General features: G+C 59.6%; 1 pseudogene. It reads right to left on the bottom strand.

What is annotated here, in order from left to right:
* Positions 1 to 662: pseudogene (locus AC1DUP_RS36770) on the bottom strand (IS5 family transposase); the annotation flags it as partial.
* Positions 663 to 680: the final 18 nt, after the last annotated feature.

Raw genomic sequence — 680 nt, 5'->3', positions numbered from 1 at the left:
GTCCTTGAGGCGACAGAAAGCACGTTCGATGATATTTCTCCGGCGGTAGGCGACGGGGTCGAACGGTTTGATCTGCTTTCGGGTTGGATTGTTGGGAATGACAGGCTCGGTGCCGCGTGCAGTGAGAAAGTCGCGCAACGCGTTGCTGTCGTAAGCGGTATCGGCAGCGCAGATGCGGCTCGGCGGCAAGGGGTCGATCAGTGGAATGGCAACGGGGGCGTCGCCGCGCTGTCCAGGCGTTATCCGCAGCGCGATTGGACGGCCGCAACCATCGACAACAGCATGGATTTTTGTCGATCTGCCGCCTCGCGAGCGACCGATTGCTTCGGCATCCGCCCCCCTTTTCCGCCAGCGGCGGAGCGGTGCGCTTTTGCGGTGGTGCTGTCGATCATGTGAATGTCCTGATCGGTCGTTTGCACCAGGGCTTCAAACAGCCGCCGCCATATTCCTTTGGCAGACCAGCGATGGAAGCGATTGTAGATGGTTGTCGAAGGTCCGTAGCAAGCTGGACAATCCTGCCACCGGCAACCCGATCGCAGGACGTGGATAATCCCGCTGATCACCCGGCGGTCATCAGTTCGATGAGCGCCGGGTTGGTTCGTCGGAAGCAGAGGAGCGATCACCGCCCACTGTCGGTCATCAAGCCAGAATTCTCCTGCCATGATTCAAACTCCCATTAT

The organism is Rhizobium sp. 01L419, assembly GCF_056400025.1.
The sequence above is the reverse complement of the archived record's forward strand: the minus strand, read 5'-3'. Positions and strand labels throughout refer to the sequence as shown.